This is a genomic window from Arenibacter antarcticus (assembly GCF_041320605.1).
GTDB classification, from domain to species: Bacteria; Bacteroidota; Bacteroidia; order Flavobacteriales; family Flavobacteriaceae; genus Arenibacter; species Arenibacter antarcticus.
Map to the genome: position 1 here is coordinate 4,307,289 of NZ_CP166679.1, position 25,345 is coordinate 4,332,633.

At 36.3% G+C, this 25,345-nt stretch carries 16 protein-coding genes; 5 read left to right on the forward strand and 11 right to left on the reverse strand.

Annotated elements, in window-relative coordinates:
- Positions 1-34: 34 nt before the first annotated feature.
- Positions 35-1,213, reverse strand: coding sequence for a FecR family protein (locus KCTC52924_RS17735; protein WP_251807699.1), 1,179 nt, complete (start codon positions 1,211-1,213; stop codon positions 35-37).
- Positions 1,214-1,377: 164 nt separating this feature from the next.
- Here KCTC52924_RS17735 and KCTC52924_RS17740 point away from each other — a divergent pair, with 164 nt between their 5' ends.
- Positions 1,378-1,926, forward strand: coding sequence for an RNA polymerase sigma factor (locus tag KCTC52924_RS17740; protein ID WP_251807700.1), 549 nt, complete (start codon positions 1,378-1,380; stop codon positions 1,924-1,926).
- A gap of 1,370 nt (positions 1,927-3,296) precedes the next feature.
- Here the strand turns inward: KCTC52924_RS17740 and KCTC52924_RS17745 are convergent.
- Both KCTC52924_RS17745 and KCTC52924_RS17750 read right to left on the reverse strand, forming a co-directional pair.
- Entirely contained in the window at positions 3,297-4,010 is a 714-nt protein-coding gene (locus tag KCTC52924_RS17745) for an MBL fold metallo-hydrolase (protein ID WP_251807701.1), read from the reverse strand.
- A gap of 196 nt (positions 4,011-4,206) precedes the next feature.
- On the reverse strand, positions 4,207-5,316 hold the full coding sequence (locus KCTC52924_RS17750; protein WP_251807702.1) for an amidohydrolase family protein: 1,110 nt from the start codon (positions 5,314-5,316) through the stop codon (positions 4,207-4,209).
- A gap of 310 nt (positions 5,317-5,626) precedes the next feature.
- Here KCTC52924_RS17750 and KCTC52924_RS17755 point away from each other — a divergent pair, with 310 nt between their 5' ends.
- The 4 genes from KCTC52924_RS17755 (at position 5,627) to KCTC52924_RS17770 (ending at position 12,429) form a co-directional block, all read left to right on the forward strand.
- Positions 5,627-5,908 carry a hypothetical protein gene (locus tag KCTC52924_RS17755; RefSeq protein ID WP_251807703.1) on the forward strand — a complete coding sequence of 94 codons (282 nt, stop codon included), beginning with the start codon at positions 5,627-5,629 and terminating at the stop codon, positions 5,906-5,908.
- A 761-nt stretch (positions 5,909-6,669) separates the two neighbouring features.
- Positions 6,670-8,934, forward strand: coding sequence for an AAA family ATPase (locus tag KCTC52924_RS17760; protein WP_251807704.1), 2,265 nt, complete (start codon positions 6,670-6,672; stop codon positions 8,932-8,934).
- A gap of 958 nt (positions 8,935-9,892) precedes the next feature.
- Positions 9,893-10,699 (forward strand): glycerophosphodiester phosphodiesterase family protein, encoded by an 807-nt coding sequence (locus KCTC52924_RS17765; protein ID WP_251807705.1) that lies wholly within the window; start codon positions 9,893-9,895, stop codon positions 10,697-10,699.
- 320 nt (positions 10,700-11,019) lie between these two features.
- Positions 11,020-12,429: a sensor histidine kinase KdpD gene (locus tag KCTC52924_RS17770; RefSeq protein ID WP_251807706.1), complete on the forward strand. Its 1,410-nt coding sequence runs from the start codon at positions 11,020-11,022 to the stop codon at positions 12,427-12,429.
- Positions 12,430-12,753: 324 nt separating this feature from the next.
- Here KCTC52924_RS17770 and KCTC52924_RS17775 read toward each other — a convergent pair whose 3' ends face one another.
- From KCTC52924_RS17775 to KCTC52924_RS17810, 8 genes are all read right to left on the reverse strand, one after another.
- Positions 12,754-14,310: an Ig-like domain-containing protein gene (locus KCTC52924_RS17775; protein WP_251807707.1), complete on the reverse strand. Its 1,557-nt coding sequence runs from the start codon at positions 14,308-14,310 to the stop codon at positions 12,754-12,756.
- Between the two features lie 34 nt (positions 14,311-14,344).
- Positions 14,345-15,865: a SusD/RagB family nutrient-binding outer membrane lipoprotein gene (locus KCTC52924_RS17780; RefSeq protein ID WP_251807708.1), complete on the reverse strand. Its 1,521-nt coding sequence runs from the start codon at positions 15,863-15,865 to the stop codon at positions 14,345-14,347.
- A 19-nt stretch (positions 15,866-15,884) separates the two neighbouring features.
- Complete coding sequence (locus KCTC52924_RS17785; RefSeq protein WP_251807709.1) at positions 15,885-19,406, reverse strand: SusC/RagA family TonB-linked outer membrane protein; 3,522 nt, start codon at positions 19,404-19,406, stop codon at positions 15,885-15,887.
- A gap of 221 nt (positions 19,407-19,627) precedes the next feature.
- Complete coding sequence (locus KCTC52924_RS17790) at positions 19,628-20,833, reverse strand: FecR family protein (protein ID WP_251807710.1); 1,206 nt, start codon at positions 20,831-20,833, stop codon at positions 19,628-19,630.
- 183 nt (positions 20,834-21,016) lie between these two features.
- Complete coding sequence (locus tag KCTC52924_RS17795) at positions 21,017-21,622, reverse strand: RNA polymerase sigma factor (protein WP_251807711.1); 606 nt, start codon at positions 21,620-21,622, stop codon at positions 21,017-21,019.
- A gap of 452 nt (positions 21,623-22,074) precedes the next feature.
- Entirely contained in the window at positions 22,075-22,749 is a 675-nt protein-coding gene (locus KCTC52924_RS17800; RefSeq protein WP_251807712.1) for an ABC transporter ATP-binding protein, read from the reverse strand.
- An 11-nt stretch (positions 22,750-22,760) separates the two neighbouring features.
- Positions 22,761-24,023, reverse strand: coding sequence for an FtsX-like permease family protein (locus tag KCTC52924_RS17805; RefSeq protein ID WP_251807713.1), 1,263 nt, complete (start codon positions 24,021-24,023; stop codon positions 22,761-22,763).
- Positions 24,020-25,123 (reverse strand): efflux RND transporter periplasmic adaptor subunit, encoded by a 1,104-nt coding sequence (locus KCTC52924_RS17810; protein ID WP_251807714.1) that lies wholly within the window; start codon positions 25,121-25,123, stop codon positions 24,020-24,022. Before KCTC52924_RS17810 ends, KCTC52924_RS17805 begins: the two co-directional genes overlap by 4 nt.
- Positions 25,124-25,345: the final 222 nt, after the last annotated feature.

Sequence of the window (25,345 nt, forward strand, 5' to 3'; positions counted from 1 at the left end):
TTTCAGGTTCCAAGATGATGGCTAAATAGAAAGTTTAATCATAGGCGTCTGTTTTTTTAGATTGGTTTATAACAATTGTATTTCCTATCCTAGTATATGTGAATGGAGTACTATTCTGAAAATAACTCAATACTTGTTCTATAGTTTCATTGTCGAATTTTGCAAAAAAGTGTTGATCATCTAAAAAACTATAATTATTGGTTATTGATACATCGTAATGTCGCTCCAACACTTTTATTATTTCTGGAAAAGGTCTAACCCTAAATATAATTTGTCCATTAATCCAAGAGGTATATTCTTTTACATCAACCACAGTGATGGCCATGTTGTTTTCCGATTTCTGCCATGAAGCGATTTGACCCGGGGCTAATAAAAATTTATCCTTATTCTCTTGCATTTCATTTCTATAATATAATTCAACAGAACCTTCGACTAGTACAGTACTGACAGTATTATCATTTTCGTAGGAGCTAACATCAAATTTGGTACCCAGTACTCTAATATCTAATTCGTTTGCACTAACTATAAAGGGGCTGTTTTTATATTTTGACACTTCAAAAAAGGCTTCACCCTCCAAAAACACCCTCCTATCCCGATTTTTTACAAATCTAACTGGATACTTAAAATAGGTACCTGAATTAATGTGGACTATGGTGCTATCCGATAAGATTAATTTCATTTTCTTCCCATTGGGAACTACCAATTCGTTGTAGGCAATAATATCATCCACACGATTGCCCGAATTTGCAGACCCTATATTCTTGTAATCCAACTGACCTCCATCTTGCCTTCCAATAATTTCACCCTTGCTATCAACAATTTCGACACTACCATCCTCCATAATCACTTGAATACTTCCATTCTCCTGTTTTATGGTAATGAAATTTCCATCAGTATAGGATTCATTCGAATTTCCAATAGTTATATACAAAAGGTAACCTAGGCCCATCAGCACCATGAGAACAGCTGCTCTTTGATACAATGCAAAATAAGAACGTCTTTTATTTATATTATGACCTTCAAGCTTATTCAACAGTAAGGAATATTCTTTTTCCAAATCGACAGCTTGCAAGCCTAAATTCAAATGATAATGGTTTTCAAGTATGGTTTTAAACTTACTTTGGTTTTTCTCCTTTTCCAACCAAACTTTAAGTCTCTCCAATTCAATACCACCAATGGTATCATCTAAATATTTATTTATTAATTTTCTCAATTCTAATTTCTGTTAAATTTTAACTCATTAAATTACGTATTCATAGCTAGAACGAATAGAAAATAAAAAACCCTTAAAGAATATAATATATTCTTCATATTTGTGTCATACTAGCCAATTTTAATAATTAACCTCTTATAAACCAAGGAGACTAATTTTCATACATGCAGCACCAGAAAGATGTCTTTAAAATAGCATTTGAGCAACTATACGGACCATTACTAGCGTATACCAAAACACTTACCAATAATCCGGAACAAGCTAAGGACATTGTCCAAAATTGTTTTATTACTTTATGGCAAAAACGCCCTGATCTATTGGAAAGTCCTACATTAAAGAGCTTTCTATTCACCACCGCATATAATTCTTTCATAGACCTTTACCGAAAAAATAAGCGGAAAAACAAAATTTTGGATAATCTTAAATATAGCATGGCGAAGGAATATATAATCGAAGAAGAAAGTAACCTTGATATTAAGATAAAAAGATTGAAATTAATAATTGCCGAATTACCACCCAAGTGCAAAGAAATATTGCTACTTAATAAAAGAGATGGTTTAAAATACAAGGAAATTGCATTGAGACTTAATATTTCCGAAAAAACAGTTGAAAGTCAAATGCGCATTGCATTTAAAAAAATCAGGGAGGAATTAAAAAAGGGGAAGCAGTTTTTCGTAGTTATTCTTAAAGATATTTCTAAGTATTTAAGCTAACTGCATCTATTCTAGACTTTTTAATGAATTGAGCATTTAATCGAAATGTTGAGTGGAAGTTGTTAAGTCTGGAAAAAATAATATTTTAGATCTAGTTATCAAAACTTATTATAAATTACATTAAATAATTACTAACATAGTGAATACAAAACTGAACAGGTTTTGGTGCACGATTTCATAAAATAGCAGCGGTATCCCAGTATCATTGAGTTTAATAATGCCCTAAAGGAAATCATAACCCGGAGGTCACGAGTTCAACTCTCGTTCTCGCTACCAGTAAACAAAGAGACCCAGGAGTTTATTCTCTTGGGTTTTTTTCTTCTATACAACATTTTTGATGTCAAATTTAACGTTGACACTATCACTACAAAAGGCATATCTCTATTGTTTTGGATCCCATTTATAGAAAAAATAAAATTTATTTTGTGCTGTGCCATAGAAATCTTTAGGCAAAACAGGAAGAATTTGCATTGCTATTAATCATTAGGAGGACTAATTTTTTTATAAAAACGTTTAAAAAACGTACTTACATCCTAATCTGGTGTCAGACCAAAAGTTTTGGATTATAGATTTAGTCAAAAATCTTGTCATTTAATCATCCTTGTTTCTTTTTTGGGTGTCTAATTTAAAAAAGGCAAAAAAAAAAAAAGGTGAAGCAATATCAGCCAAGCAAACAACAGTAGAAAATTTGATACTACTGCCTGCACTGAATTATGGCTATAGTGGCTAGCTGTATAGCAGCCCATGTCTATAGAACTACGGTTCACATAGTACAAGGACACTGACTATATAAAAGTGACTTTAGGGTCGAAAATAACCATTACCTATTCTACAACAGGCTTAACAGAATAGAATTAATAGCATATCCCAAAAGAAAAAGATTTACAACGGCTTGGGAAAATAAATCCTATGGTTAGGAGATTGATGGAGGAGTTTGGGTTGGAGTGATGGGTCGCTTTTGTAACAGATTGCCATACTAAATTGGAAATAACACCATATATTGAGGCAACTCAAATACAATTAGGAAAGTCCTACTTACTAAACTAGCTCGTATGCAAGCATGTGTGGTAGTTCAATTTATCACCAAAAATCACTATGAAGTCGTTAATAAAATATCACACAATAAAATAAGGGGTCCGTCATAATTATCATAACTCCAATCCTACTCCGTACTGTTTTGGAAATTCGATTTGAGTGGTATCTATTGTGGCGTGTTTCTACTAACGAAAAATCTTTATATACAATATTCACCTTTTAATTGCCTATCCCTTGGCTGAGTTGAGTACTCCTAAGCATTTCAGACATTAATTCCTTTCCATATCTTGATGAATTTAACAACTAACTTGTCAGAATACAAGATCAGAGGAAACTTACCTCCATTGAGACAAGGCACTATTCAGGGCATCTTCCGCCCGCCACTTTGGTTTATGAAAATAAATCATACCATGCCCAGGGAGCATGATATCAGGATTTAACTTGGCGAACCGTCGCAGTGATTCGGTATAAATTTTTTTGTCGAAATCGATTGAGCCGTCCCATCCGAAATCACCCACCATTAAGGTGCCGATAATGTCACCGCTTACCGTAATCTTTTTGTTTTCATGCTGGAATGAAAAGGCAGTACACCCCATGGAATGACCTGGATAATGACCAACCTCGATTTCAATACCTAATAGATTTAGAATATCGCCTTCTGATACAATCGTATCCACTTCAACCGGTTTAAAAACTTTATGGTACAAATATCCCGCACAACGTTCGTCTCCGGTAGAGACGGCATCTGCTGTTTCTTTGATTGCAATTAGTTGTACACCTCTTTCTTTAAGCAAATGGGCTGCACCGGCATGGTCAAAATGAGGGTGCGTGAGCAAACAATACTTAATATCATAAGGATCCAAATCCCAGTATTTCATGTTGGCAAAAATCTGGTCGAGGGTATTACCACAGCCGCAATCAAACATGATTGACCCGGTTTCCGTTTTAAGGACATAGGAATTTCCGTCATTCCACAAGGCCCCCTGCAAATCGAAGGTTAATCCATTGAGGTCTCCTCCTGTTTGATATAAATTTTTAAGTATTTGCATATAACCGATTTCAGAAGATTAAATATAACTATTTTTTGACTTTGCAATAAGCTAGACCTGCAGAGTAGGTTTTGTGGCGTTGAAAAAGCTATCCCTAATATCTGTAGCATTTGGATGGACCATGAATTCCTTACTTTTGCTCGCATTTTGACTCAACATCAACATATTGGATCTAGCCTACTTGCGTAGTTAGATGTTACATCTGCCTAAACCACTTATTAGCATTGCTGAAATAGATCTTTTCAATAACTTGTTTGGGTAATTTTAATCCTTTAAATGTTCCCTCAAAATCTGGGACCGTCAGATCCCCATCAGAAACAAAAAAACCCCAGTCATTTCTCCAAGTCGCGTGCATTTGTTTCTTCAACGCTCCCGGGTCCGAAGAGGGTTCAACACTTAAATCGGTCCCGTATATAAGCCTATCTTGGTACTTAATCATAAAATCCCGTACTTTTTGCCTATTAGTCATAGTTTGATACTGTAACTGCGAAATCCGTGCGGCCATATCCACGGCCATATTAGGGAATTCATCCAATCGTTTTGAGAGTTCATCAACACTCCATTCCAGACTACCTAAATGTGCGCCAACGAATTTTAAATTTGGATGCTTTCTTAACATATTGTCCCGTGCTCTGATCTGATCTTCATACGAAGGGGCTTCGGGATGTAGGAACATGTGATATTCGGGATTCTTTCTGAAATAATTTCTATCCCCGTTTACAGTCATCTCGTCTAGGGGCAGCCAACAATTTTTTGGTTCACCGAGATGGCCGATTACCGTAATATTATTACTCTGTATAAAATCCAATATTGGATGGAACTTAGGGTCGTCTATCATAACCCATTCACCATTTTTATCTTTCAGGTCCATCCCTATAACCTTATATATTTTAACCGCTATAGCACCATGAGCTAAAGAATTTTTTAAATAGGCAATGGTCCTTTCCAACCAATGGGGCTCATTGAAGTCCCGTACAGAAAATGTTGTAGCGTAGGCCACATTTTCGGGGAACGCTTTCACTTGCCGTATCGAAAATTTCTGCTGTACTTCCATATCCGCAGTTTCGTTTGGGTCGTCCCAATTGACAGTCAGCAATTGAAAATTATCGTCTATAGCCTGTTGTATGAATTCCGGCCGATTTGTGTCGATATGGACGTGCGCGTCAATTTTAGCGACCTTTTTAAAATCCTGAATGGTATAAAATTCAGATTTTGGTACTTTAGGTGCCGATATGTTCTTTTTTGGTAGTCCACAATTTTGTAGAGACACACATAAAAGGTATAAAAAGAGATACTTAATTTTCATTTGTTACTTGCTGGTTTTGAAAATTTTAACCCATCCACTATTAAAGCTACAATACTCCCCATCTGAAAGACTGTTTAAAGATATTTATAATTATTTATGATGCTATATTGTTGAGGTTATAAATTTGATCAGGGGGTACTTTTCCTATCGCTGTTCATTTTTTAAGGCCTTGGAAAACAATCAACTGAGAGAACATAATTTTAGTAAAGCCATTAATATTCTAAAATCAGTACCTAAAAGGAATAAATCCTATACATCCTAACTAGAAAGTGATTTCACAGAATATCTAGAAAAGAACGGTCCGTTATTAATGCTGTTCGTACAGTTCGTCAGTGATAACCTTTTGCGCCCTATAGTGGTCTGTAGGCTAAAAATTGAGGATTTGGACCTTACTGATAGAAAGATAAACGTAAAGGCCAAAAATAGCCCTGTAAAGATCAAGATTATTCCTGAAATTATGTTGTCCAAGATACGTGACCTATCTAAGATAGATAAGAACCATTATTTGTTTACCCCCTATGGCGTTGGTGCGGCATGGCATGTTTCTCACAATGACAAACGGAACTATTTTCCAAAAGATTTAAAAAGGTGAAGCCCCCTAGGGCTAAATATAGCATACGGATTATATAGTTGTAGGCATCCCTTTATTAGCAAATTATATAAGGAAATTATAAAAGCCCCTCCCTTTGATGCCAAGAGCAAACTAATGCTCATCACTGGCCATACCAGTAGGGATGCATTTGACAAATGTTCACCGAATATGGATGCCGAACTACCCGAAGAATATTCGGATTTACTTAAATAAGGGCATCTTCTTAAACTATCAAAATAATTACTACTGCTTTTAAGGTGGACCTTAGTGTGTTTTTTAATATTGGTCAACATATAATGGTCGCGTTCCGGTCTTATGCTCTTTCCATAACATTATAAAAAAATCAACTCAATACTATTCGGGTGATACGAACATTATCAGAATAATCACCTATAGACATACAACGGATATTGCTGTATTTCAACGATTTAGAGAATTGCAAAACAAATATTTGTTACCTTAGAAGGTTAATAGCAAATGCTAGGTTGTAGTAATCCCCCTCCTTACGCCACTGAAAATAATATTGTATTAATAGGAATTATTTGATAGCTAAATGGATTTAGGTCTAGTCTAGTTGACTTGTAGTTTGCTAACATAGAACTATAGTTACAAGTTAGTGAATTGACACGTTGAAAGCAAGCTGAAAAACCAGCAGCACAAACGGCACATTTGGTTTTGCCGACACACGAGCCATCGCTAAAAAAACCAAAAGAGCTGTTTTTTGTCAACGTTCTTGTATTAATGTGACTTGAAATTATTTTATGATAAAACGAATAAACCATATTAAAAACTTCGGTGTTTTTCAAAATTATAGAAGAGCCGGAGACATTCAGGATTTCACAAATCTGAATATCATTTATGGCTGGAATTATTCAGGTAAAACAACTATTTCGAGAATTTTTCAACATTTTGAAAGAACAGAGAAAAACCCAGATTACAGTTCGGCAGAATTTGAACTTGAAACCCATAGTGGAGATAAATTCACCGAGCAAAAACAGAGTATTGATGACCGAACAATCAGAACGTTTAATGCAGATTTCATAAAAAATAATCTAAAATGGGATGGTTCAAGTTTTGACCCTATTCAAGTTCTTCTTTTAGGTGAAGATTCTATTGAGGCAGAAAAGGCAATCATAGAAAAGAGTGTAAGACAAAATAAGTATAGCGAAAAAAAGAAAGAGGTAAGCGCTGTAATTGATAATCTAAACAATGCCATTTTGGATGGTTTGTCTAATAGAGCAAGTCAAATAAAAACGACATTATATTTAGTATCAGCATATACAAGAGCTCATATAAAGCCACTATTTGATCAAATAAAAACGGATTACAAGACTCACTTGCTATCTACCGCAGATGTTGCCAAATTATTACCAGTCGCAACGGCATCAGATATTGATAAACTTCCTGTACTGACAGAATACAATCCTACTCTTACATTAACTGAAAATATTAAAATAGTGAAAGAACTTGTTAACCAAGTTCCAGAATTGTCAAAAACTATTGATTATTTTGTTCAGAATCCAGAAATAGCCAATTGGGTTGAAAAAGGATTACCAATACATGAGGAGAAGTCTTCTTGTGAATTTTGTGGGAATACTATAGAGCAAGACAGAATCACCGAATTAATAGCTCATTTTTCAGAAGATTTAAAAAATCACAAAACTTTACTCACTGAACTTATTGAGACTTTAAGAAATTCAAAAGTATCTAACCCAACCTACACCAAAGGAGATTTTTACAAAGATTTATGGACTGAATTTAATACGGCAGATGAGGTATTAAAAAAGAATATAATAAAGGGGTTTAATAGACAGATTGAAAACCTTATTAAGATAGTTGAAACTAAATTTGATAAGCCTTTTGAAAAAATTGAAAAACTAAAAGATGTAAATGACAACACTTCTCAATTAGAAGCAGATATAGAGAACTACAACAAAGTCATTATATCAAATACCACACAGACCAATAAATTCGATACAGCGAAAACAGAAGCTATTGAAACTTTAAAGAAGCATTATACAGCAGAATTTATTGATTCAATTGAAGTGGGAAGGAAAGAAAGTAAAATCTCCCGTTTTAAATTAAGGGTTGAAAATTTTACAAGATTGGATGATGCTTTGACATCAGAAATAAATGTTTTAGAAGCGGAAATTAGTCAATCACAAAAAGGGCGAGAAGAAATCAATAAATACATTTCTCAATTTCTTGGTCGAGATGAAATTAAAGTTGAAGTTATTAAAGAATCGGATAAGGATAGATTTACTTTAAAACGAGAAAACTCAAAGGCAAAAAACCTTAGTGAAGGGGAAAAGACAGCGATCGCATTTTCCTTTTTCTTGACGAAACTAAAGGAAAATAAAGATTTTGATAAAACAATAGTTTACATAGACGACCCAATTTCCAGTTTGGATAGTAATCACATTTTTCAAGTGAATGCTATTTTAAAAGGCTTCTTTTTTAGTAATCAAAATAATGATGACGCTTGGAAATTGAAATGCAAACAACTTTTTGTATCAACTCATAATTTTGATTTTTTCACTCTTTTGAAAGAATTACCTACTTCAAAAGACTTTCTTCAAAAGTTCTTTTATCAAGTTCGTAGAATCAATAAAAGTGAATCAGTACTTGAAAAGCTACCAAAATCACTGCAACAATATTCTTCTGAATATCATTTCTTATTTGAAGAGCTCTATAACTTTAATAAAAGTGCTGATAAAGGAGAGTATTCAACATTAATGGGTATTCCAAATGCAGTAAGACGATTTGTTGAACTTTATACTTATTCAAGATTACCAGGTAATAGTTCCTCAACGGTTGACCAACGAGCAGATATACTTTGGGGAGAAGAAAAGTCAAAAAGGATAATGAAGGTATTGCATTATTTTAGCCATGCAAATAATATTGATCGAATGATACGAAACAGTGACCTCATTTGTGATATTGAAAATGCAGTCGCTGACCTTATGATAGAATTACAAGATGACGAAAAACACTACGCTGAATTGAAAAAAGCACTCAAGGCTTGATGAAAATAACACCAACGCTAAAAGCCATACACATTTGCGCTTAGCACCAGCCACCGCACACTTCCGAACAAGCATTAAAACTTCGGAAAACCAAGCAGGACGTGGAAAGCCAGCTTACTGAGTATTTCGGTTCGTTTTATGCCAGTGTAATCGATCGGATTTGTACCAGGTATATCGGTTTAAATTGTGCCATTTCTGGCTGAGCGTTGAACTTATAACGGTTCGTTATGTGCCAGTGTTATTGGTCGGGTTTGTGCCACTGATATTGGTTCAATCTGTGCCACTTTTGGTCGAGAACGGTTCCTATAACGTTTCGTTTTGTGCCACTGGCTTTAGATCGATGAGCCTATAACGTTTCGTTTTATGCCACTTTGAAAGATTGAGTAACAATTACCTTATCGCTTTAAAACTAGGGATATGGCCAATACACTGAATCCAAAGCCAGACGCAATGAAAAAACACTAAAGCCTCTTAAACACCATATCCTAATTCTATTCCCTGACAAGACGGAATAGGCGCATGGTCAGGCAAATCTACCCAACTACCCGCAAAAGGTTTTAAATGAAGCGGTAGCCCGTTGCTAGAGTACTATAACCTAGAGGAAGGTGGTGATTTAACGGACCTGTTCTTCAAATTTAGGGGTAACTTCAATCTCCCCTAGTACACCCCTATCCCAAAAAGAGAAGATATACAACGGGCTAGAAAAATAAATCCAATGATTTGGAGATTGATGGAGGAGTTTGGGTTGGGGTGATAATTCGATTCTAAAAGGTGATGTATTTCCAATTTACCTAGGACCACATGAATGGTCAATAATAATTGGGTAACAAAAATGAAAATTATATCCTATAATAATATATATATTTAGCCATTGGGCGAGAACAAACCGTGACCCTTATTTTTTTCAATTACTCCTAATCATTGAGAAATTGCAATATTAATATCTTAAAAAAATCAAATGAAATCAACAATAATGAAATATAACTTTTTCCTAATTGGATTCCTTCTTCTATTTAATCCTATATATGGGCAACTTAAAAAACAGGAAAAGCTAAACAAATACCATCTCATAGCCCATCGCGGAGGAGTGGTAGATAACCAAACTGCAGAAAACAGTTTAGCTTCATTGAAAAAAGCTTCAGAAGAAGGTTATTGGATGGTTGAAGTTGACTTGCGTATAACACAAGACAGTGTATTGATTATTCATCATGATCCTGATTTTAAAAGATATTATGGCGTAAATAAAAAAGTATCGGAAATGAATTGGGATGAAATCCAGGAATTAAAAGGTGATTTGGATAATAAAGTTCATTCTTTTGAGGAAGTTCTAAAGTTTTGTCAAGAAAGCAACCTAGAAGTGATGGTTGATAATAAAATTAAAGGGTTTGATGCCGGTTTATTTGAGAAGGTAGTGGCGTTACTAAATAAATATGAACTTTCAGAACACGCCATGATGATCGGAACAAGTGAATCTACCCCGTTCTTCACTGGGAAAGTGAAATTAAGTTGTACACGTCAACAGCTTGAAGACAATATGTTAAAGCCTGGATTTAACCCTAATGACTATTATTTGTTTTCTAAAAATATATCCAAAGAAGATGAAGAATGGACTAGAAAGCATGGCATAATGGCGGTTGGAGCAATCAATGCCTGGGCATTTAAAGGTGACATTATTAAAGAAGCGCAGAAGGCAGTAAATAAATTAAAAGAAGCAGGTGTGAGCTACTATCAAATTGATTCGGTTTTTGGTTTTCTGTTTAAGTAGAACTTATAAGATCCCTTACTACTATTTTATAAGTAAAAAAATGCTATTAATGCAGTTTTGGTAAACCTTAGCGTTTTCTTTGGATCTATGAGACATGCTCTTGATAGTATCAATGGCCACCAAAGTTAGGGGTAGTAGTCCTCAAGTTACTTGTTACTGGACAAGTTTGAATCCCTATACTGACTATTACACTCATAATCAACATTATAAGATATTCCTTTAATATGAATCCATTTAAGTTTCAAAAAACATTAAAAAAACAGATTATTGGACGATTTTTTTTCTAATCTTTAACAAAAAAAAGAATACATAACATAAATATGATCCTAGATTACCCTTCGATATTATTTTTTTTAGCCATTAATAATTTTTTTATTATGGCATTGTTCATCTATCAGTATTTTTTTCATCACAAACAATGGTGTTTGCTGTTAGTTGCCCTAGGTATTCTGTTTCAAACAATTGCCATTGTTGTGTATGCCAATAGAGATATTTTACCTCCTTTGCATGCTTTTCGCATTAATAGTTTCCTTTTGATTTCTAGTTTTGCATTGACATCGTTTGGCCTCATTTCTTTTGATGGTAAAATCCGTAAAAACCTATTATGGATATTCATTATTTTTGTTTTTCTATTTTACTCAGCTATTTTGGTGGAAGAAGAAAACTCCACCACAAATAGTGTTATACGTATACTTTCCTGTTCATTTTTCCTTGGGATCGGGTCGTTTTATCTATTTGTAAATAAAAATAGATATAAGTTTTCGATTATTATAGGTACTGTACTTCTACTCTTTTCGATAGTCCAACTCGTTCGTGCTTTTAATATATACCAAATAGGTGAGCCCTATGTTTTCCTCAATAGTTCTACGTTCAATAATTGGTTTCTAATAATTTCTATCCTTGTAATTAGTGTTGTCACCATAGGTTTCATAATGCTTTTAAAGGAAATAGATCAAAAAATAATACATAGAAAAAATATAATAATTCAACGGGATAAACGTAAACTTGAAGCGTTGAACGAAACACAAAACAAGTTGTTTTCAATTATTGCACACGATTTAAGAAGTCCATTCAATAACATCCTAAGCCTTTCTGAACTATTCTTCCATAATGAAAGTGATACCGACGATTCTGAATCTAAAGAATATGTTGACTTAATTAATACAACCGCTAAAAATACACTCGGTTTACTTGACAACTTATTAAATTGGGCGAAATCACAAACCGGAGAACTTAGTTTCAACCCGAAAAAAATTAAGCTATCTGAAGTAATAAGTGAAATAATAGAACTTAAAATGTCACTTGCAAAAGCTAAAAACATTTCTTTGCAGTATTCCCCAGCGGATGATATTGAACTAAATACTGATGAAAATATATTAGGAACTGTTTTGCGAAATTTAATTTCGAATGCAATAAAATTCACAAACTCTGGTGGACATATAAATGTGGTAGCTACTACCAATCAACACCAAGTTGAAATTTCAATTTCCGACAATGGCGTTGGTATGAAGGAGGAAACAATTCATAAAATTTTCAACTTATCCTCTAATGTAACATTACCAGGTACTGCGAACGAAAGGGGTTCTGGTTTAGGTTTGGTTATTTGTAAGGAGTTTGTGAAAAAACTTAACGGACATCTTTGGGTAGAAAGTGAAGAAGGAAAAGGAAGTAATTTCAAATTTACCTTGCCTTTAAACGTTTCAAAACGAAAATTAGTAAAAGTTGCATAACAAAGGGTCTCATGAAAACGCTAGCCCTTCCCGATAATTATCGGGACTTCAATAGTTATTATTCTTGTTTTTATAAGTCTAAGATGTTGGTTTTGGTGTGTTGGCAACCTTTTTTAGCATTTGCTCCATTCCCTAATTAAGATGAGTGGAAATAGTGAAATTTATTCTTCAAAGGTTTACAACAATTTGGCATAACACAACAAATAGTCATGATCCAAAAAAACTAGCGCCCTGTTGTTGACAGGGCACTAGATTCCTACTAATAAACTAACTAACTCAAATTTAATTTAAATGATTGAATAACATTTGTAAACTGGTTCAGTTTTAATCAATAAACAAATTATTGATTTCGGCTAGGGTCAACACCTTATTATAAATTCTTAAATCATCCATAAGCCCAGTCATGGCCGCCCTTCTAACATCACTAGCGTTATAGCCACCCGTGCCGTCTTCCCAAATGGTTATTGGGTAATCATTTGTCACATCATATAATGGTCCAGGAAGGGTATTCAAATTAAAGGAAGAAGCTATAGTAGAATTAGAAAACTCTACGCCATCTAGATACATGGATAATTTTCCGTTTGTCCTATCGAAGACCATAGTAACCATATGCCAAATATCATCAGCCAATGCAGGAGCCTGTGGATTCATGGCAGCCGCTCTCCAGTCCATTCTATTATCATTTTTGGGATCATCTGCTATAACTGCAATCCAACCATGATCTGTACCATTTCCAGGGGCATATTCATGACCATCATCTGTACACAACAACCATCCAGGGTTTCCACCACTGGCCCAACTCTTATTCCCAATTATAACAGGATCGGAATCAGTACCTGCAAGCTTTACCCAAAGGTTTACACTAAAATCATCCGTTGTGGAAACGGACCTTAACAATGGGTGTACCGGTAATTGGGCGTATGAACCAGCATTAAATCGGGCCACTTGCCCCCTAGTCGCGTCGTTTTCAAAGGTAACTTCAGAACTTGCCGTTGGCCCTAAAACGGCGTCAAATTTATTGCCACTGATATCGGAAAGATCCGTGTCAAAAGGAAGGTGCACTACCAATTCAGAGGCACTTCCGTTTAGTGTTGTGAAATTGAAAGAGGTATTATCAGCTATACCAACAAATGGATTCCCGGACAAATCGCTAATAACACCAGATTCAAACTTTACATAGTAATTTTTACCGAAGCCAAGCGGAGTTGGATAGGAGATTTTTATGACCTTTCCATTGACCGATATTGCTGGTCCTTCAGCATCTATGGTGTGAACTACGTCATGGGTATCTCCATCATAGACTAAAAAATTACCGGTTACGGTCTTAACATCTTCATTGAATGTAAGTTCCATTGCAAATATCCTTGCTTCGGTATCATCATCCATTGGGGTTAAAGATACAAGCTCCGGAGCATCCAAGTCTCCTGGGTTACCTCCAGAGATGAAGGTCCATTTCTCATTATCTGGCATTCCAAAATATTTATTACCAGCCTTGTCTACAACAAAGCCCTTATCAAGAACAACCTGATAATTTCTTCCTGATAAAAAATCCCGTGGATTAATAGTCATTACCCTATTCACATTATTCAAGGTTACATTAGGATCATTAACATCTATTACCTGTTTGCCAGATTCATCATTAGTGGTAATGGTAATTTTACCTTGTCCTTTAAAAACAATATCGTCGAAGGTAATAACAAGATTACTACTAAGGGAAACACCATCAACACCAGATACGGGATTATAACTAATTACATAAGGATTAACAATATCCATTTCATCTTCCTGCAAATTATCGTCACAAGAAAATAGAAGTGTGAATACAGTTAAAAGCACAATTACAAAGGAGGTATAACTAGGTTTAATTTCTATTTTTTTCATAGTATATGTTTTAAAATTTTTAATAATATCTAAATTAGTTGACGTCCCACCACACTTTGGTAATAAGGTTATCTGGTCCTCCAAGCAATACTAGCGCTTCATTATAATTCTGTTCATTTAAGCGCTGTTCGTCTGCTGGGTAAACGTACCTTACTGGAACATAACCTTCATTATTAGGGCCTGCAACTATTTCAGGCACTCCAGTCCTTCTCCAATGAGACCAGGCTTCTCCCCCATTTAAAAACAAGGAAAGCCATTTCTGAATATAAATTTTATTCAATTTATCCTCCAAGGAGCCAGTATAGGCCACATTAACCTGTGTATAATAGGTCTCAGGTGGAATTACCTGAGCAGCCGTCGGCAATTCAAAATTTTCCGGGATACGGGAAGCATAATATTCAAACTGTCCCCTAATACCATTTTGATAATACGTTTCGGCATTACCGGTAGTTATAAAACCTCTCTCCCTAGCCTCGGCCAAAATGAACTGTAACTCTGAATAGGACATTAATATACTTTGTGCTGCATTTTCGGAAGCAAGGTTAGGTGCGAATTGTTTTGGCGCCCATAAGAGCCCCACCGCTGAATGATTTACCGAACCTCCATTCCATTGCTGTATATCCTTAATGCCGTTGGGAACTCCACCATATTGTGGTGTAGCTGTACCAGCAGAAGCTGGGGTTGGCATTGCAAAAACCGCCAATCGAGGATCGTTAAGGTCCTTCAACACCTTTTCCATAGTTACTGAGAGTCTAGTAGATGAGGCCCAATCGCTTACATTACCCCGAAATGAGGGATGTTCATTCTCAAATTCGGTCAAATATTGAAGAGCCGCTTGATCTAAAAATGAAGTAAATAAAGGATAGACCGTAGGATTTCCTATTATTTTCCGCATTTCAGGGCTCGGATCTACCCTTCCGGATTGTCTCATTAAGATCCGTAAACGCAGGCCGTTGGCAAACTTCTTCCATCCACTGATATCCCCATTATAAAGAATATCACCGGTAATTATTTCTGTGGTGCTGCCTAGCAATTCGTTGGCCATTTCAAGCTCTGCTAATATTCCTGAATAAACGGCTTCTTGTGAATCGTATTTGGGAAAATTAATGTCAATCGCAGCTTTACCCGCTTCGCTATAAGGGATAGGTCCAAAATTATCGGTTATTCCTTGAAAGATCCAGGCACGAAGTACCAAACCAATACCCTTGTAATTATTAAAGCCCTTATTTTCAGCAGCATTAATCATTTTGTCGAGCTCCTTTATTTGGTCGTAATTGTTCCAAAAAAATCGGTCTGTATCACTCCGCGTCCAATTTCCATATGTGCTCGAAAATTGATTGGCTATTTGATCAGCGACAACCGCAAACCTATCAAATGAATTCTTCCAACTTCTATGGGAAGTGGTTCTGATAATATTAGGCAACAAAAGACCAGGATCTGGTAAATTGGAAGTGGCATCTGTATTAGTATTGATTTCAACAAAGTCCTTAGTGCAGGAAACAACCAACATCAAGGCACATAGACCCAATATCAATTTTGAAAATATATTTTTCATAATCATTTTTATAGAATGGTTAAAATTTCATGTTTAGATTGACGCCTATACTTTTGGTGGAAGGAAGGCTCATATTCTCAAACCCTGGAATTAAACCACCTCCTGTAGTTGCTACGGCAACCTCGGGGTCAAAATGCACGTTACTTTTGGGGGTCCATAAAGCCAGATTTCTACCCACTAAGGATAGATTTACATCTTTAAAAAGACCATTGAAGATATCATTTGAAAATTTATACCCCAACTTAAGCTCCCTTAGTTTTATGTAGGTGGCATCAATTAATTGGGCCTCACTTATATGGTCCATTCGACCCTTATAAAAGCCCCGCACGTCTATACCATAAACCCCTTCGCTAAAAGTTCCATCATCGCTTGTTGAGTTTTGGACGTATTCCCCGTTAACCAGAGCCGCACCAGGAATGTAATAAAGCGCTTTATACTCCTGTCCTACTGGCCTTGCGCTACGACCTTCGGCACTTTCGATCAACTGGCCGGCACCTATACCTTTATTATAGAACCTAGAAACGAATTCACCTCCCCATTTTACATCGATTAATCCTGCAAGGCTTATATTCTTATAGGTAAATATATTGTTGATACTCCCCATCCAATCTGGATTGAAATTACCTAGATAAATGTCTTCCGTTGTTATTTGTGCCGTTCCACCATTGCCTATAATAATTTCCCCTGCCATAGGACCACTTTCTACCCTTTGATATCCTGGCCCCCAAATAGCACCCATTCTTTCCCCTATCCTAGCTTGTATGGAAGCATCTTCTCCCGGTGCAGTCTGTGTAATGGTGGTAATGCCTTCTGCAAGTTGCAGAACCTTTCCTTCATTATTGGACCAGTTCAATGTAAGATCCCATTGAAAACTATCCTTAATTTTGATTGGGGTGGCATTTAACATAATTTCGGTACCCTTGTTCTGAATTTCCCCTGCATTGATAACTCTAGACCCATAACTTGTTGAAGCGGGCAAAGGAATACCCATGATATGGTTTTTAGATCGCGTGTCGTAATAGGTCAAATCTAAACTTAGTCGATTTTGGAAAAATCGAATATCCGCACCTATTTCATAGGTGGTTATACTTTCTGGTTTTACGTTAAATTTAGATAAATTTCCACCGCTGACCATGGTCAAAGTGCCATCCCATGGTCGCCTAAATTCGTAATAATCCACTAAGGTAGCGACACCTGTATCATTACCTACTTGTGCAGCTCCCAGCCTAATTTTGGCAAGTGTTACCCAATCGGGCATTTTGATGGTATTATTTAATAGGGCACTAAAAGAAACAGACGGATAAAAATAAGAGTTGTTTGCTGAAGGAAGTGTACTGGACCAATCGTTCCTTGCAGTAATATCTAAATAATAGGTGCTTTTAAAATCTAAATATGCAAAAGCGTACAAACTATTTAAACTCTTTTCAAACTTACCAGAATTGGCTACTAGATTGGAGGCACTATTTTCGAAGGCATAAAGTCCAGGTTCTGAAAGTTCAGGTGCAATTATACGACTATTTCTACCCTTTAGCCGCAATTGATTGCCTCCCCCAGATAGGCTGAAATTAAAATCATTTCCGATTTTATTTTTATACGTCAGTAGAAAGTCATAATTGCGCTCTTCATTGAATATTGCGATTTCCTGATACCTTCCTTTTTCAAAACCAACTGTACTTACCGCCCATCTTTGAGGCCGGAAATCGTTGTAAAAATCGGTTCCTCCTCTCAACATCATTGAAAAGTGGTCTGTAAACTCATAATTAAGGCTTATGTTACCAAAAATACGGTGCTTGTCCTGACCCTTGGTATTTTCATATTGGTAGAAAAATGGGTTATTATGGTTTTCACCGTAATTATATTGAAACTGACGTTTTCCCTCATAGCCTTTCTGCCAGTAATCACGAAGTGCATTCATATCCATATTCCGGACCGACCAATTGAACATGTACATTATGGAGGTACGCGCGTATCCAGTCTCAGGTCTATTTGTACTTGTAGTGTTGGTATAATTCACCGTAGCATCTACGTTAAATTTTTCGGTGAGTTTATAACTACTCTTTAAAGCTAGAGTGTTTCTCTTTAAATTATTGTTAGGGATGATCCCTTTTTGATCTAAATTGGTATAGGACAACCTAAACGTTCCTTTATCATTGCCTCCCGCGAGGGCAACGTTATTGAAAATTGTAGTACCAGTTTGGAAAAAATCGCGCATATTATTGGGGTAGGCGATCCATGGCGTGGGTATAATCTCGCCCCTATTGGGGTTAGACACATCACCTCCTCTCATACCCCCTAGAGTGGGAGAATGAAATTGCCTTTCTAAAGTACCTACGTTTAACCGTGGTCCCCAGCTTTCATCATAGCTATCGCGAATTCCATCAGGATAAATAGAGAAACTTGCACCAAAATTAGACCCCTTATAGTTGCCATCACGTCCTTGACCGAACTCATTTTGAAATTTAGGAAAACGGAGCAAACTTTCCATGGTAGTACCTGTGGTAACACTTACACCAAGCCCCGTATTCCGTTTGCCAGATTTTGTAGTAACTACAATAACTCCATTAGCAGCACGTGACCCATATAAAGCTGCTGCAGCGGCACCCTTTAACACGGTTACCGACTCTATGTCTGCGGGATTGATCTCTGCAGAACTGTTCCCATAATCTGCGCTAGTTGAATTGGAAGTACCAGCATTACCCGTGGGTACACCATCTATAACATATAAAGGATCGTTTCCACCAAAATTTAAGGAATTCTCACCTCGGATCACGATTCTAGATGAAGATCCCACACCACCCGCAGAGGATATACTTACTCCCGCAACTTTACCGGCAAGTGAATTGACGAAATTTGTCTCCCTTGCCTCGTTCATATCATCTCCTTGAATTTCCTGTATGGCATATCCAAGCCCTTTCTTTTCTCGGCTGATCCCTAAGGCGGTAACTACCACCTCATCTAGGCCTGAAGCACTTTCTATAAGTGTAACGGAAAGATGGGATTGGCCTCTATAAGGTATTTCTTTGGGAGCAAACCCGATATAAGAAATCACCAAAACTGCATTAGAATTAACTACAGTAATTTTAAAATTACCATCAAAATCGGTTTGGGTACCGTTACTGGTACCTTTCTCTATAATGCTGGCTCCTGGTAACGGTAATCCGCTTTCGTCCAAAACTGTTCCCATTACCTCTAGTTGTTGATCGCCTCCCGATTTAACCTTTTCATCAACTGGTTTAGTACTATTCTTTCTTGTAAGAAAGATCTGGAAATTAATTACATTATATTTCGTTTCTGATTTTTTAAAAACCCCTTGAATAACGGACGTCACCAATTGATCTTTTACCTTAACATTAACTTTCCGTTGCAGATCTACTTCCCTAATTTTATATACGAACCTATAATCTGTACTATTTTCGATGTGGTCTAGTACTGTCTTAACAGTTACATTATCTAAATCCAAGGTAATGGTACGCTGTGCATATGTTGTATTTGCCTTTATCGAAAAGAAGACAATAAACATAATTAGTGTACTTAATTTCATTTTAATTGATAGTTTGATTCCTGAATCAAATCTTCTTTTTGGCTTAAGAAGTTTTTTCATACTTTTGTAGTGTTTTTAACTTGGTTATTTTTTTATAGCCATACCATATCAATCGGGGGATGCTGGAACATTTCCCGATTTTTTTATTCTAGATACCTCGCTATATTACTCAAATACTCTTAAAAATTGTTTCTTACATCATAGGCATAGGGGGTTTATGATTAATATATAATTATGGAATTTCCCTGGAACTTATAGTCTAGCCCATAGGTTGTTTTAAAGTAATCTAATACTGTCTCTAAAGATGCCTTCCTGAAACGGGCATTAAACCTTTCTTGAGCTATGTCTTTGTTTTGATTTTCAATAGTTACGTTATAACTACGTTCCAATTTTTTAAGGATACTTTCAAAGCTCAGATCTATAAATACCAATTCCCCATCAATCCATGAGGTGTAAATACTGGTAGACACTTCTTTTGAGGCCAGCTTTCTTTCCTTTTTGTCAAAACTGCCCTTATGACCAGGCTCCAATAGAAGGGATTCTGTATTTAGTTCCTCGGTAGCCTCTTGGAGGTTTACCGAACCCTCAACTAAAACAACATCGGTCATAAGATCCTCCGGGTAATTGGAAACATTGAACTTTGTGCCTAGTACGCGAATATCCAAATGATCGGTATTAATTATGAACGGATGCTCAACATCTCGAGCCACTTCAAAATAAGCTTCACCCTGTACAAACACTTTTCGCTCTTGTCCATCTAGAAATTTAACTGGATATTTAATAGTGGTACCAGCGTTTAAATACGTTCTTGTACCATCAGATAACACTAATTCAAATTTTCTTCCATAGGGTACGGTAAGGGTGTTATAAATCAATTCATGGGAAGACACTTTGCCATGATAAATAAGTTGATTTCCATTTTGCCTGCCTACATGATTTCCTTGATTATCCACTACTTCAGAAGTTCCGTCCTCCGAAATAATTTCCATATCTCCATTGTGATAGTGTAAGATCACCTCTTCCGATGTATTGGCTCGATGTTGGAAGGTATCGCTAGTTTCATTTATATTTTTTTCATCACCAAAATTGTAGGGAGAGTTAAAAAAATATGAAATAGCTATGATTCCGATAATAACCGCTGCGGCAGAAGCGTACTTTAAAAATGATTTTCTATTGAGATTGTGCGCCTTACTATTTATGTCATTGCGTTTTCTCTTGGCCAGAATTTCCTCGAATATCTGATTTGACGATTCCGTATCTAATTCCTCGAAACTTTCCAATTTCGCAAGTAAGTCTTCAACTTCGGGAAAATCAACCGAACTGCTCGCCTTTCGGAAATAGACCACCAATTTTTCTATTTCCTCTGCATTGCATTGGTTCAAGGCAAATTTCTGAAGCAGTTCCGTTATTTCTTTATTGTGTGTCATTTAATTTATAACAATTAGACCAAGTCTATATAGGTAATACAATTCAAAAAGAATAAAGTACTATGCTATCTTCATTTTATTTTAAAAAAGAAATTAAGGACATGCATCAATACACCGTGTTAACCAAGGTTTTATGAACCCTAGAATAATGTACTTAAAATGAAAATGTAAAAATGAGTCCGTTTAAAATAATCGGGAAATAGCAGAAGAGGTTAGGACGATAAAAAAGGTAAGGTTGCCATTCACCTTTAAATAGGCTTTTAGGGAGTCTAAGGATTTACTCATTTGATTTTTTACGGTGCTGATGGAAATGTTTAATTCAGAACTTATCTCCTGATAACTTTTTCCCTCTTCGCGCGACATCATAAAAATTTTTCTACGTGCTGGAGAAAGTTGGGCAATCGCCATTTTACGCATTATTTCGTATTCCTTATCCAATATTTGGTTTTCTATAGGGTTGCAGCTTTTAGGTCTATAAACAAAAACCTCTTCCCGGAGATTATTATCATTTGCCACTTTTTTTAGAAAGTTAAAGGAAAGATTTTTTGTAATTGTAAAAACAAAGGATTTAAAGGACATATCGGGATCCAGGTTTTCACGGTTCAACCAAATTTTTAAAAAAACTTCTTGAACAATTTCCTTGGAATTAGCGGAGGACTTTAACAAACTAAAACTATAGGCATAAACACGTGGACTATAGGTATCATAAAGACTCCGAAATGCTTTCTCATTACCATTTGAGAGTTCTATAACGATTAATCTTTCTGATATATTCTCTTCAAATGGCATTACCTGTAATTATATTGATATCCATAATTTTCACAATGAGCTTTCAGTCGCATTTTATATGATTTAATCGATGTAATCCTAGTCAATATCAATTTTCAATATTACTTGATTACTCATAAAAATGAATCCTTGATAGGTAACTTACAGGTTCATAACCATGATACATTTTACTTGAAAATATAGAAAACAATTACTATAATGTCCGTTATTTCCTAACTGCCCAACAGCTAATATATAACATAATTTTAACATCTTATACGTTTGTTTGTCAAAAAATTAAACTTCAAATTATAGAAATCGTAATATTAGGGAGGTTATATGCCCATATAGGCATTCATAAAAACACAGGAGAAAACTACTTTTGGATTTTTATGTTGGGTATAAGATGGGAATCCTACTTTATCTCATTATTTTAGACACCAACCCGTAATAGAATAGTGGCTCCTCAGCTATTAACTAGAAATCCGTCCATCCTCCATTTCAATTATTCTATCGGTACGCTTAGCAAAATCCTCGTCATGGGTTACGACTAAAAGCGACAGTCCATGCTCCTCTTTTAAACGTTTAAAAATACCAAATACATTTTCCGAGTTTTGGCTATCTAAATTCCCAGTAGGTTCATCGCCCATTAGGATAGAAGGGTTGTTAATTAGTGCCCTAGCGATGGCTACACGCTGCTTTTCGCCTCCAGAGATCCTAGATGCCTTTTGTTGGGCCAAATGCTCTATGTGCAGCATCCTAAGCTTTCCCATCGCATCTTGCTCTATTTCGTCATGCGACTTCTCGGCCAATTTCTTGGCGGGCAGCATTACATTTTCCAAAACACTGAATTCCGATAACAGATAATGAAACTGGAATACAAAACCGATATGTTTATTACGGATGCGCGAAAGGTCTTGCTGCGGCATCCCAGTAATTAATTCCCCGTTTAAATAGAGCTCTCCTGTATAATCTGTATCCATCGTTGAGAGGATATAGAGTAAAGTGGATTTTCCACAACCAGACTTCCCCATAATAGAAGCAAACTCCCCCTGCCCCACCTTTAATGAAATATCCTTGAGGACATGAAAATCCTTGGGCTTGTGAAAGTGTTTGTCAATGTTTTTAGTTTCTAGAACCAGCTTCATTCTTCCTTGTATTAAGTCCCGCGGATGATTCGCACAGGGTCAATATGTTTTGCCTTGTATGAGGGCAACCACCCCGCTATAAATGTGGACAGTAACGCAAAAGTTATACCTATGACGTAATAGGCAATATTGAAATTAATGGGATAAGTGGTTATGGTAGGTAATGCTTCGGTCTCAAAGGGTACCCGATCTATCATTACAGAAAGCACGTATCCTAAGATTAATCCCAATAGACCACCTAAAATTCCAATGATCATTGCTTGACTCATAAAAATCAATTGCACGTCCCTACCAGAAAATCCGGTAGCCTTTAGAATGGCAATATCTTTCATTTTCTCATAAATGAGCATGTTTAAAATATTATAAATTCCGAATCCTGCTACTACTAAAAGGGTAATGGATACGGCATAGGTAATTAGGTTTCTAATATTGGAACCAGTTTCAAATTGGGCATTGGCCTGATTGATATCCGTGGCGGTAACCTTAAACTGGCTCACCAAACTTTGAGCCATGGCGGGTGCCTTTTCCAAATCAAATAGCTTTACATTAATATCCGTGATATAATTTAAGGGTTCGCCTAAAATACGTTGTACCGTCTTTAGATTGGCATAACTTTGAACATTGTCTATATCGGCAATTCCACTTTGATAGATACCCACTATTTTCAGAGGGAAAACGTCTCCCCGAACTGTACTTATCTGTACCCTATCCCCCACCGTTAGCGACATTTTTGAAGCTAGGCCAGACCCCAATAAAATACCGTTTTCGGTATTCTTAAGCGCTTCGGGACTCCCTCCAACAATATAATCTCGCATATTGGAAAGTCGAGTTTCCTCCATAACATCAACCCCAATCAAATTCCCACCCAGCTCTATGGAACCGGAGAGGTAAAAAATCTGGGCACGCAGTTGGGGAGTTGCCCCAAGTACCCGTTCATCCTTCTTTAGATAATGCAAAATGGGAAGGGCATTATGAATTTTTTGCTGGCCTTGTTTTGGTTTTATGGAATGCACCACATTCATGGAGTTTTTAAACTGATCGTAATGAGCCACAGGTTGCACATCACTTGGTTTTATTTCGTTGTATAGGTGAATGTGTGGTGTTTGATTTAAAATAAGGTTATCTAACATTTCATTGAGTCCTGTCATAAAACTGACCAGGGTGATATAGGCTGCAATACCAAAAGTTACTCCTAATGAAGCGGTGACCGTAGATTTCATCTTGGTCAGCAAGTGGGTCTTGGCAATTTTCAGTATCACTTTCCAATTGATCATTCCTCGGGTTTTATAAGTGCTGTATTTTCGTTGACACCTTCTAGTATTTCTACTCGATCTAAATTTTGTAGCCCTACCGAGACCTCCACCACCCCATCGGGCGTGTTCACGGTATTGCCATCCATAAGATAGGCTCTGGGGATGGTTAAGACATTTTCCTTTTTCGCAATAATAATGTTGCCCTCCCCCGCCAAGCCAGGATACAACGTTTTGGGAGGGGCATTAAAAACGGCTTCAATCTTAAAAGTTTGCGAACGTTCATCCTTTCGGGGATAGATTTTCTTAACCGTTGCCGTAAATACCTCTAAGGGATAGGCATCCAAGCTGATAAGAGCTTCTTGACCAAGGGATAGTTTTACAATATCTACCTCATCTACCAACAGTTCAATCACAAAAACCGAGGCGCTACCCACTGCTGCCAGGGGTTCCATAGTGCTTACAATTTCTCCTGGCTCCTTAAAAAGGGCATAGACTTTCCCATTAATCTTACTGCTTACGGTAAAGTCTTTGGTGTTTATCCTTGCCGATTCATAATTATTGCGTGCCTGCTGCACATGGGTTTGCAATTCTTTCTTAGAACGGGCATACCTGCTTTCTAAAATGTTGCGATTGTTTTGGGAAAGTTCATAGGCCAACTGTCGGTTATCCAACTCCACCTTTGATCCGATCTGCTGTTCCCATAACCGATTTTGTCGAAAAAAGTTGATGGAATCATTTCTTAAATTTAAGGTTGCCGCCTGTATTTGCTCTTCTAAATCTTTTAATAGGGCAGCACTGCCACTATAATTATCCTCTGCCAATTGAAGAGAGAGTTTAGCATTTTCTGTATTGAGTTTTGGGGCGATATTTATGATCTGCAATAAGGGTGTTCCTAGCTGTACCAAATCCCCCTCTTCCACTAAATTTCGCTCCAAAATTCCGCCTACAGCCGCATATACCCTATATAAGCTATCTGGTTGAACAGTCGCTGAAGCATATACCGATTCTGTTAGCGATGATTCTTTTGGAAATATTTTTTCCTGAGGTCTATCACAGGATCCCAAAAGTAAAATTGCAACTACAAGTAACCAATAACACATAGTTGTGAAAATTGTCATCATTCAAAATAACATTAAATTGAGCTTTAAGGACATGAGGAAAGTCATTTTACAATTATTTAAATAACATTTTTCACTTTTTAATAATTGACCAAGGCCAACTGATTTAAAAAATGAGGTTCAATAACGACCTTGCCCTTGGTATCCATAAATCCATATAACGCAATTCCGTCTTAAACCTTAGTGGTAACTATACACATGCCTTCACTAAACAAGAGATAACGT

Coding starts and splice junctions, on each gene's coding strand:
- KCTC52924_RS17740 (WP_251807700.1), top strand. CDS start 1,378: ATGCAGCACCAGAAAGATGTCTTTAAAATAGCATTTGAGCAACTATAC.
- KCTC52924_RS17780 (WP_251807708.1), bottom strand. CDS start 15,865: ATGAAAAATATATTTTCAAAATTGATATTGGGTCTATGTGCCTTGATG.
- KCTC52924_RS17795 (WP_251807711.1), bottom strand. CDS start 21,622: ATGCCATTTGAAGAGAATATATCAGAAAGATTAATCGTTATAGAACTC.
- KCTC52924_RS17765 (WP_251807705.1), top strand. CDS start 9,893: ATGAAATCAACAATAATGAAATATAACTTTTTCCTAATTGGATTCCTT.
- KCTC52924_RS17755 (WP_251807703.1), top strand. CDS start 5,627: ATGCTGTTCGTACAGTTCGTCAGTGATAACCTTTTGCGCCCTATAGTG.
- KCTC52924_RS17790 (WP_251807710.1), bottom strand. CDS start 20,833: ATGACACACAATAAAGAAATAACGGAACTGCTTCAGAAATTTGCCTTG.
- KCTC52924_RS17805 (WP_251807713.1), bottom strand. CDS start 24,023: ATGATCAATTGGAAAGTGATACTGAAAATTGCCAAGACCCACTTGCTG.
- KCTC52924_RS17785 (WP_251807709.1), bottom strand. CDS start 19,406: ATGAAATTAAGTACACTAATTATGTTTATTGTCTTCTTTTCGATAAAG.
- KCTC52924_RS17800 (WP_251807712.1), bottom strand. CDS start 22,749: ATGAAGCTGGTTCTAGAAACTAAAAACATTGACAAACACTTTCACAAG.
- KCTC52924_RS17770 (WP_251807706.1), top strand. CDS start 11,020: ATGATCCTAGATTACCCTTCGATATTATTTTTTTTAGCCATTAATAAT.
- KCTC52924_RS17775 (WP_251807707.1), bottom strand. CDS start 14,310: ATGAAAAAAATAGAAATTAAACCTAGTTATACCTCCTTTGTAATTGTG.
- KCTC52924_RS17810 (WP_251807714.1), bottom strand. CDS start 25,123: ATGATGACAATTTTCACAACTATGTGTTATTGGTTACTTGTAGTTGCA.
- KCTC52924_RS17750 (WP_251807702.1), bottom strand. CDS start 5,316: ATGAAAATTAAGTATCTCTTTTTATACCTTTTATGTGTGTCTCTACAA.
- KCTC52924_RS17745 (WP_251807701.1), bottom strand. CDS start 4,010: ATGCAAATACTTAAAAATTTATATCAAACAGGAGGAGACCTCAATGGA.
- KCTC52924_RS17760 (WP_251807704.1), top strand. CDS start 6,670: ATGATAAAACGAATAAACCATATTAAAAACTTCGGTGTTTTTCAAAAT.